5 protein-coding genes are annotated in these 9,654 nt (G+C 70.8%); 1 reads left to right on the top strand and 4 read right to left on the bottom strand.

What is annotated here, in order from left to right; genetic code table 11:
* The coding region (locus ETD83_RS35340) for a CDP-alcohol phosphatidyltransferase family protein (protein WP_138649555.1) at positions 1-969 on the bottom strand (969 nt) is incomplete at its 3' end.
* 125 nt (positions 970-1,094) lie between these two features.
* Here ETD83_RS35340 and ETD83_RS35345 point away from each other — a divergent pair.
* Positions 1,095-2,573 (top strand): hypothetical protein, encoded by a 1,479-nt coding sequence (locus ETD83_RS35345; RefSeq protein ID WP_138649556.1) that lies wholly within the window; start codon positions 1,095-1,097, stop codon positions 2,571-2,573.
* 6 nt (positions 2,574-2,579) lie between these two features.
* On the opposite strand, the gene ETD83_RS35350 is transcribed toward ETD83_RS35345, so the two are convergent.
* The 3 genes from ETD83_RS35350 to ETD83_RS35360 form a co-directional block, all read right to left on the bottom strand.
* The gene (locus ETD83_RS35350; protein ID WP_138649557.1) at positions 2,580-5,981 is read right to left on the bottom strand and encodes a bifunctional glycosyltransferase family 2 protein/CDP-glycerol:glycerophosphate glycerophosphotransferase; all 3,402 of its coding nucleotides are present in this window, start codon (positions 5,979-5,981) and stop codon (positions 2,580-2,582) included.
* Positions 5,982-6,197: 216 nt separating this feature from the next.
* The gene (locus ETD83_RS35355; RefSeq protein ID WP_205718051.1) at positions 6,198-8,426 is read right to left on the bottom strand and encodes a bifunctional glycosyltransferase/CDP-glycerol:glycerophosphate glycerophosphotransferase; all 2,229 of its coding nucleotides are present in this window, start codon (positions 8,424-8,426) and stop codon (positions 6,198-6,200) included.
* Positions 8,427-8,485: 59 nt separating this feature from the next.
* The coding region (locus ETD83_RS35360) for an acyltransferase family protein (protein ID WP_138649558.1) at positions 8,486-9,654 on the bottom strand (1,169 nt) is incomplete at its 5' end.

A 9,654-nucleotide genomic window follows, 5' to 3' on the forward strand; every position in this document is an offset into this window, starting at 1 on the left:
GGGGTGGTCGGGGGTCTGGGTGCGGTACTCGTTGATCTTGGTGTTCAGTTTGGTGAGGTTGCGGCTGTAGTCGCGGGCGGCCAGCCAGAACTTGTAGATGATGATGAGCTCGAAGGTGAGCAGGCCGGCGGCGCTGGCGGCGACCACCGGGATGATGGCGCCGGAGATGGCCGCGGCGGCGATGGGGGCGACGATGAAGACGCCCATCTGGAACTCGATGCCGCTGAACAGGTGCGGGCGGATGCGTCCGGCCATCAGGACGTTGCGGACGCGGATGTACCAGGGGAAGCGGCGGTAGAAGCCGCTCTGGAGGGCGGCGTTGGCGGGGTCGTCGCCGACGACGCGGTCCTCCATGTCGGCCTCGGGGTCGTCGGCGAAGGCGCCTTCGGCGGAGCGGAGGTCCTCGTCGACGTGGCCGTCGGCGCGCTGGGCCGCCGCCTCCAGGGAGTGCGCCTCCGCGCGGGCCGCGGTGAGGGTGTCGCGCATCTGGGAGCGGATCTTGTAGATCTCCAGGGCGTCCATGTAGCGGAGCATGTCGAGGAACACGACGGCGAGGGCCGTCCAGATGTACGCCTCGTTGCCGGTGGCGTGGTACTGGCCGCCCATCAGGGCGATCGCGCAGGCCAGGACGCGGACGCGGTCGAAGATGTAGTCGAGCCAGGCGCCGAACACCGAGCCGGTGCCCTTCAGGCGGGCGATCTTTCCGTCCATGCAGTCGAGGGTGAACGACAGGTGGTACAGCAGCGCGCCGGCGAGCAGCCACGGCCAGGAGGCCACGGCGAAGCAGGCGCCGGCGGCGAGGCCGAGGACGAGGGCCCCGACGGTGAGCTGGTTCGGGGTCACGCGCGTCCGGTTGGCGGTCAGCTTGACCAGCCTGGACGCGAGCGGATCGACCAGGAGTACCGTCCACCAGGCGTCACGCGCCTTGTACGTCCGTTGCCGAACGTCGTCGAGCGTGAAGTTCGCCATGGAGTGCCCTTTCGTCGTCGGAAGCCGTCCGATGGTATCGGCTGTCCGGTTGTGGTCTCCGGCATTGTCTCCGACTCGTGATTGTGCGTGCGGATGATCATCGTCACGGTGGGTAGTCTTTGGTGATGCTTGTCCGGCCGGTCCTGTTTCATCTGCCTTTCGCCTGCGTGCTGGCGGTGGCGATCGTGGTTCGGGTCATCGCGGTGATGGGGTATCCGTCGCCGATGTGGTTCGGTGACTCGCCCGGATACCTGACGGCGGCGGTCGAGTTCGAGCCCAGTGAGACGCGTCCGTCCGGGTACGCGCTGCTCCTCTGGGCGATCAAGCCGTTCCACAGCTTCACGCTGATGGTGTCGGTCCAGCACGCCATCGGGGTTCTCACGGGCGTGCTCGTTTACCTGCTGGTCTGGCGGGCCGGGCGGGCGGCCTGGCCGGACGGCAACGGCTGGGTGGTGGGGGTGTTCGGGGCGCTGCTGACGGTCCCGGTGCTTCTGCCGGTGCACCAGATCGCTCTTGAGCACATGCTCATGTCGGATTCGTTCTTCGCGTTCCTGCTGCTCGCGGCGGTGGCGGCGGTGCTGTGGCGGCGCCGGACGACGTGGTGGCTGGCCGCGCTCGCCGGGCTGCTCGCGGGCTGCGCGGCGATCACCAGGACGGCGGGGCTGCCGCTGATCGCGGTGATCGTCGTCGCGATGGCGCTGCGGCGGGCGGGGTGGCGTGCCTGCGGCGTGGTCGTGGCGGTGTTCGCGATCCCGGTCGCCGGCTACATGGTCTGGTTCCATTCGGCGTACGGCGAGTACAAGATGGCCAAGGCCGAGCAGGTCTGGCTCTACGCGCGGACCGCGACGTTCGCCGACTGCGACGTCATCAGGCCGCGTCCCGAGCTGCAGATCATGTGCCCGGAGCGCAGCGACCCGCGGATCTCGCGGCCGTTCGCCGCCATGTGGACGGCCGACTCCGCGTTCCGCGACATCCCCGGCTGGATCTACGGGGAGCAGGGCAACAGGCTGGCGGGCGAGTTCTCGCGGGAGGCCATCAAGGCGCAGCCCCTCGACTACGCGAAGGTCGTCGTCCATGACACGCTCCGGGCGTTCGAGTGGGAGCGCAAGCCGTATCCGACGCCGTGGACGTGGCGGCAATACGAGTTCCCCGAGGGCGAGGCGTGGGCCGACGAGCAGGCGGAGATCGCGGCGAGGTACGACCCCGGTGGTGGCGGCAGGACGAGGGTCGTCGAGCCCTGGGCCGGGCGGATGCTGAGTTATCAGGACAATGTAGTGCTGCCGGGCACTGTGCTGGGTGTTCTGCTGGTGGGCGGGCTCGGCGGGGCGCTGCTGCACGCACGGGCGCCGGGTGGACGCTGGCGTCTGCGTCGCGCCGTCCGGCACTGGGGGACGGGTGCCCTCCTCCCCTGGGGGACGAGCCTCGCACTGCTCGTGATCCCGGCGGCGACGGCCGACTTCGACTACCGGTACGTGCTGCCCGCCGTCCCGTTCGCCTGCGTGGCGCTCGGGCTGGCAGTGCTTCCGCCGCCCCGGCCCGCGCCCGCCCCGCCCGGCGACCTGGAAGAGGACAGCCGGGAGAAGGTGGACGCGGAGCGTGGCTGACGCCGCTCAGCCGGACGTGCCGAAGACGCGGTCGACGGTGCGGGCCGCGGCCTTGCCGTCGTCGAGCGGGCAGAAGCGGGCGACGAAGTCCCGGTAGCGGTCCTGGTGGCCGGCCGTGGCGGACTCGACGTCGCGGATCGCGTCGATCAGGTCGTCGGACGTCTCGACCAGGGGACCGGGCGCCTCGGCCTCGAAGTCGAAGTAGAAGCCGCGGAGCCGGTCCCGGTAGTCGGCCAGGTCGTAGGTGAAGAACAGCATCGGACGGCCCGTGTTGGCGTAGTCGAACATCACCGACGAGTAGTCGCTGATCATCACGTCGGAGATCAGGTACAGCTCGGTGATGTCGGGGTACAGGGACACGTCCCGGACGAAGCCGTGCTCGTCTTCGGCGACGCCGTCCACCACGTTGGTGTGCAGCCGGACGAGCAGGACGTGGTCGTCGCCGAGGGCGGCGCGGGCGCGGTCCAGGTCGAGGCGCATGTCGAACTTGTACCGGCCGCGGCTGTAGTACTGGTCGTCGCGCCACGTCGGCGCGTACAGCACGACGCGCTTGCCCTCCGGGATGCCGAGACGTGCCCTGACCTGCGCGGCGACGGCGTCGGCCGCCGGGCTGTGCAGCAGGTCGTTGCGCGGGTACCCGACCTCCAGCATCTCGCCCTTGAACGAGAACGCGCGGCGGAAGATCTCCGTGCTGAACGGGTTCGGCGACAGCAGATGGCTCCACTCGGAGACGGCAGGGCCCGCGGACTTCGACTGCAGCGCCGTCTTCATCCCGGGCGTGTAGGCGAAGTGCACCTCCTTGATGTCCTTGCCGATCTTCTTCAGCGGGGTGCCGTGCCAGGTCTGCAGGACGATCTGGTCCGGGTGCCGCCGGAACGCGTCGCCGAGCCGGTGGTTCGTCACGATGTAGCGGGACGTGGCGAGCGCCTCGTTCCACTCCCTGCCGTTCAGCCGGACGCCCCGCAGGCTGCTCGGCAGCTCCACCTGCGCGTCGTTGACCACCCACAGCTGCTCCAGATCTGCGCCGCGGCGCAGGAGTTCCTGGTGGACGGCCTTGGGGCTGTCGGAGTACTGCCGTCCGCCGAAGCAGGAGAACACGACGGCGTCGCGCAGCCCGTCCCGGTCGACGCGGCGGCGGGCCTCCTCGCGGTGCTTGCGGCCCTCGCTCTTCTCCTCCTGGGACACGTCGCCGGTCACCGACACCGCGAGCCGCCCGTCGGTGCCCTCCAGCTCGTAGCCGCGCCGCGCCACCTCCAGCGGCTCCGGCAGGTGCTTCTGCGCGGGCGCGGACAGCCGGACGGTCAGCGCCCGGCCGCCCGGCGGGCGGAACAGCACGTCCCAGCGGCCGGGGCGGAGCGGGAGGACGCCCGCGACGCCCGGCACCGCCGCCACCGGGACCTCGGCGCGCAGGACGCCCGACGACGGGTCGGCGACGACGTCGAACGCGTGGTCCTTGCGGCGGCCCCGGCCGCGCAGCACGATCTGCCCGCCGTCGTGGGCGGTGTGCGTCGCGGTGAGCGTCAGGGTGCCGTCCGGGCGCCAGGTGCAGTCGCCGACGACGAGGCGGGTGGTGGTGCGGCGGACGCGCAGGTAACCGCTCGGGCCGCGGCCCGCGGCGACCTCCAGCGTGCCGAACGTCCGCTCGACGTCGTCCACGCCCTCGGCGAGGACCAGCGGGCGGCCGCCGGCGGAGACCGTCCAGTCGCGGGTGTCGTCGATCCGGTCCGGCGGGATCGGGGAGCCTTCGAGGGCGGCGGTGTCGACGCGGGCGCTGAACCGGCTGCCCGTCGCGGTGACAGGGACGGGGACGCGGTCGTCGCCGAGCGTCAGCTCCAGCTCGCGCGGCGGCGCCCCAGCGGCCGTCACCTCGATGACGAGGGCGTCGCCGTCCCAGCGCAGCGCGGTCGCCCGCACGGCGACCCGCTCGACCTTGACGACGAGCCGGCCGTTCTCGATCAGCGGGACGACGCGGACGTCGTCGGCGACGTAGCGGTACGGCGGGTGCGCGCCGCTGCCGGAGCCGCCGCCGCGCAGCGGCCCCCGCCGGAACACACCCGCGTTGAACACCGACGCCTCGACGTCCCAGTCGCCCTCGACCCACCGGCCGTGATCGCGGAGCCGCCCCACGTCGAACCCGAACTCGAACCCGGAGAAGCCGGACTTCTTCCCCGGCTTCGGGATCTGCCGGGCCCGCACCACGATCCTCCGGGCGGCCGACCGCAGCGTCATCGTCTTCACCGACGTCCAGCGGCGCCGCGAGCTGACCGAGTTGATGAACGCCTCGCCGGTGACGGTGAGCCGGTCGCCGTCCCAGCTCACCGCGTGGACGCGGCCCCTCAGCCGGACCTCGTCGCGGGCCCGGTAGACCTCGCGGGGGACGCCGAGCTTGGAGTCCTTCCAGTACGGGTACACGACGTACCGGCGCAGCGGGTCGCGGACGATCGACGGCGACGCCTTCCCCCGCTCGTACCGGACGACCTTCACCAGTTCGGACGTGTGCCCGGCGGTCGCGAGGTGCCACTTCAGCCGGGTCAGCGCGGGCGCGCCCGCGAGCACCTTCGCCGAGACCCCGGACGCGTAGGCGGCGGCCTGCGCGACGACCTGGTCGCGTTCCTCGGCGGGCACGTCGGGCAGCGCGTCCAGGAACACGCGCAGCTCCTTGTCGACGGCGATGAGCTGGAACCGCTGCCGGGACTTGGCGTGGCCGTTCTCCTCCAGCCAGGTGGTGGCGAGGGTGACGGCGCCGAACCCGTCCGCGATCTCCTGCGCCTGCGTCGTCTGGGCGAACCGGTGGTTGTGGCGGTGCAGGACGACGTCCGGCAGCACGTCGATCGCCGTGGCCAGATGCAGGGCCTGGATCGCCGTGGGCAGGTCGTCGTACCGGCCGATGTCGGGGAACGCCAGCTTGTTCGCCGTCCAGAAGGACCGGCGGAACAGCTTCCCGAACGCCGTCCGGTAGCGGATCAGGTCGGGGCTGCGCCGCAGGTCCGTGCCGGTGGCGGGGTCCGCGACCGCCCCGCACGGCCGCCACTGCGACACCTGGCCCGTCCACGTGCGGACGGCGTCGCGCCCGATCGCGATGTCGGACCCGGACCGCTCCAGCGCCGCCGCCAGGACGGCGACCGCGTCCGCCGGAAGCTCGTCGCCGCCGTCGACGAACAGCAGGAACTCGCCGTCGCTCTCCTCGACGCCCAGGCCGCGCGCGGCGCCCCGGCTCAGCGCGCCCCGCCGGACGATGCGGGACCGGTCGTCGGGGAGGGCCGTCTCGGCGGTGGCGCCCGCGCCGTCGTCCATGACGAGCACGTCCAGCCCGGTGTGCGACTGGGCCGCGAGCGACTCCAGGGTGGCGTCCAGGGAGTTCCCGGCTCCATGGGAGAGCACGATCACGCTGATCCTGCTGGCGGGCAAGCGGCCCACTCCTTCGATCACTCGGCCGGCCGGGCGGCGTCGCCGGGCCGGAGAACGGCGGGGGTCTGCACGGCGGGCGCCGCCCCCTGGACGGCGCGGAGCCCTGGACGCGCGGAGCCTCTGGACGCGCAGAGGCGCGCGGAAGGGAAGCGTGCGCTTGCGGGGTGCGACGGGCCTTCGACCCGGATGGTACTGCGGGAGCGCGCCCGCCGCAGGTCAGCGCGGCGGGTTCGGGATCTTCTCGCCGAGGAACATCCGCCGGACGGCGCGTTCGGCCGCGTGCCCGTCGTCCCACGGGCAGAAGCGGGCCTGGAAGTCGGCGCGGTCCTTGGCGGCGGCGTCGCTCCACGCGGCCCGGGACACGAACGCCTCGACCAACTCGTCCTCCGTGGTGGCGACGACACCGGGCGGCGTGGCCATCAGGTCGAAGTTGACGCCGCGGGTGAGCCGGTAGGTCTCCCAGTCGTTGGCGTAGATCACGATCGGCTTGTCGAGGTTCGCGTAGTCGAACATGACGGACGAGTAGTCGGTGAGCAGCACGTCCGACGCGATCATCAGGTCCTCGACGGAGGGGTGCCGGGACACGTCGATGACCCGGCCCTCCGGCCAGCCCATGTCCGCCGCCATGTTCTTGATCTTGTAGTAGTAGTGCGCCCGCAGCAGCAGCACGTGGTCGTCGCCGAGCTGCTCCACGACCCGGCCGATGTCGAACATGGGGCTGTAGCGGCGCTGGTAGTCGCGGTGCGTCGGCGCGTACAGGATCGCGGTCGCGCCGTCCGGGACGCCGACCTCGTCGCGCAGCCGGGCCCGCTGCTCCGCGTCGTGCCCGGCGGTCACCAGCCGGTCGTTGCGCGGATAGCCGATCTCCAGCATCTCGTAGCCGCACGGGAACCCGCGCTGCCACGCCTCCGTCGACAGCGGGTTGGACGAGACGAGGAAGTCCCACCGGTCGGACCGCTGGATGAGGGCCTTGAAGTCCATGTCGTTGGCGCCGACCGGATACTCCATCTGGTCGAGGCCCATCTTCTTCAGCGGCGTGCCGTGCTGCGTCATCAGGTGGACCTGCCCCGGCCGCTTCACGTAGAAGTCGGGGAAGTTGACGTTGTTGACGAAGTACTTCGCGCGGGCGAGCGTCCGGTAGTAGTCGGCCGACCCGGCGACGACGTACTCGACGCCGTCCGGCATGGTCGAGCGCGCGCCCGGCTTCACCACCCAGACGGGGGTGATGTGCGGGGCCAGCTCGCGGACCTTCTCGTAGATCGCCGCCGGGTTGCACGCGTACCCGCGGTACCAGTACGCGGCGAACACGGCGAGGTTCTCGTCGATCGGCAGCTTGCGCTGCATCTGGTAGTAGCGGTCCTTCGCGAGCTCCTTGGAGGCCCGCACGCCGCGCTTGCCGAGGCGGCCGACCTTGCGGGTGCGCCGCTTGGTCGTCTTGACCCTGGACTCGGTCGCCCGGACGCGCAGGAAGCCCTTGTAGTCGTTCGCCTTGATCGCCCGGTGCTTGTCGGCGAGGTAGGGCTTGTCCTCGGGCTCGGGCGGGACGTGCCCCTCCGGCTCGTGCCGGTTGTACGTGGCGGACATCTCGGCGAAGAAGCGCGGCTTCTCCGACTCGTGGACGCGGTCCTCGCGCTCGATGATGACGAGCAGGTGCCAGATCGTCCGGTCGAACATGAGGTTGCGGAACGGGTCGGCGGCAGGGCCCATCCCGTCCATGAACTCGAAGATGCGGTCGTACTGCGCGAACGCGTCGAAGTGCTTGGCGCCGGTGGTCTTGGTGATCGCCCCGTGGCGGCGCTGCCGGTAGATGTAGCAGACCCGGTCCAGCAGGCTGAGCCGCTCGGCCGCCATCAGGATCGGGTAGGTGACGTTGACGTCCTCGTAGTAGCCGCCGCTGAACCGCAGCCCGAGGTCGAGCAGGAACTCCCGGCGGATCGCCTTGTTCCACGCGGTCATCATCATCTCGAGGACGCTCGGGCGCTCTTCGAGGGTGAACACGTCCGGCGCGGGCGGCTCGCGGAACAGGTGGTTGATGATGCTCCGCTTGACCTTGCCGTTCCAGTACGAGCGCGCGTAGTCGAAGACCAGCACGTCGGGACGGGTCTCGGCGAGCCGGTCGTAGATCGCGCGGACGGCGCCCTCGGTGGCGTGGTCGTCGCTGTCGAAGAACCAGACGTAGTCGCCGGTGGCCATGTCGAGGCCGATGTTGCGGGCGTGGCCGAGCCCGACGTTCTCCTCGAGGTGCCGCACCCGGACGCGCGGGTCGCGCTCGGCGAACTCGTCGAGTATCTCCCCGCAGCCGTCCGGCGAATGATCATCGACCGCTATGACCTCAAGGTTCGGAATGTCTGGGTCGAGGATGGAATCGAGGCACTGCCGGATGTACCCCTGCACTTTGTGCACGGGCACGATGACGCTCAAGGAGATGGTGTGGTCACTGCTCACGCGTTGGCCAATCGACTACTCGGTGAATCTGGACTATACCCGCAAGTGTAGGGAAAAACTTATGTCGCGACTTGTGACGGCTTCAGAAGCCAGCGGGCTTTGGGCTCAATGGCCCATCGGGTCAGGCGCACAACGGGGGTCGTGGCGAGGACCACGCCGAGCGCGAGACCGCCGGCGGTGACGAGGACGAGCCCGGCCGGGCTCTGGAGGAAGCGGCCGTCGAGGACGCCCCCGTAATGCAGCGCCTGCACCACGAGGCCGTGCAGCAGGTAGACGTACATCGTCCGCGTCCCGAGCCGCGTGTACCAGGCCCGCCCGCGCGGGACGGCCGCGAGGAACGCCGCGCCGAGGACGACGGCGAACACCATCGCCAGCAGCCGGTACGACATGCCCTCCAGCAGGCCGAAGCCCATCTGCTCGTAGCCGCGGTTCCAGAGCCGGACCCCGTGCTCGATCTTCGGGACGACGGTCCCGCGCTCCCAGACGTAGGCGGCCGGGAGCGCGGCCAGCAGCACGGACGCGCCCGCCCACCGCGTCCAAGCGCGGCTCCGCAGGGCGTCCACGGGCCCCGGCCCGCCCCCCGCGGCCCCGGCTCCGGTGCCGACGGTCAGGCCCAGCACGAAGAACGGCAGCAGCCCCGCCGCGCGGCACAGCGTCGGATCGGAATTGAAACTCCAGCTCCCGGCGATCAGGCTCAACGCGACCGCCGTCGCGACCGGGTAACGCAAATGCGACCACAGCGGCGCGCTCAATCGCCACAGCACGAGCGCGACGAGAAACCACATGAGGTACTGCGGCCGGAAAGCCCCGAGCAACTGGAAATCGTCGACGTTGAGGAAAGTCAGCAGCCGGTACAGAGCATTGAAAATCGCGAACGGCACGATCAGCGTCGGGAAAATGCCGCGGAATTTGTCCGTCGAGCGCATGAAGCCGCGGGAGAAGTAACCGGAGACGAACACGAACAGCGGCATGTGGAACGCGTAGACGACGGTGTAGGCCGCGTTCGCCGCGCCGCTGTCCTTCCGGAACACCTCCCAGAAGTGGCCGAGCACCACCAGCATGATCAGGAAGAACTTGACGTTGTCGAAGTACGCGTCGCGCGGGCGGGGGGCCGGGACCGTCCGGTCGCCGGTCGCTCCGGAGCCGGGCGCGGCGGCGTCCGGCACGGGCGTGCCCGGCCCGGCGCCGGGGAGCCCGTCGCCGGGCGGCGGTGGCGGGTGGTGGGGTG

It is taken from the genome of Actinomadura soli, assembly GCF_005889715.1.
In the GTDB taxonomy this organism is placed as follows: domain Bacteria; phylum Actinomycetota; class Actinomycetes; order Streptosporangiales; family Streptosporangiaceae; genus Spirillospora; species Spirillospora soli.

Excerpts from the sequence above, each read along its gene's own strand:
- ETD83_RS35345 (WP_138649556.1), top strand. The coding sequence starts at position 1,095 with ATGCTTGTCCGGCCGGTCCTGTTTCATCTGCCTTTCGCCTGCGTGCTG.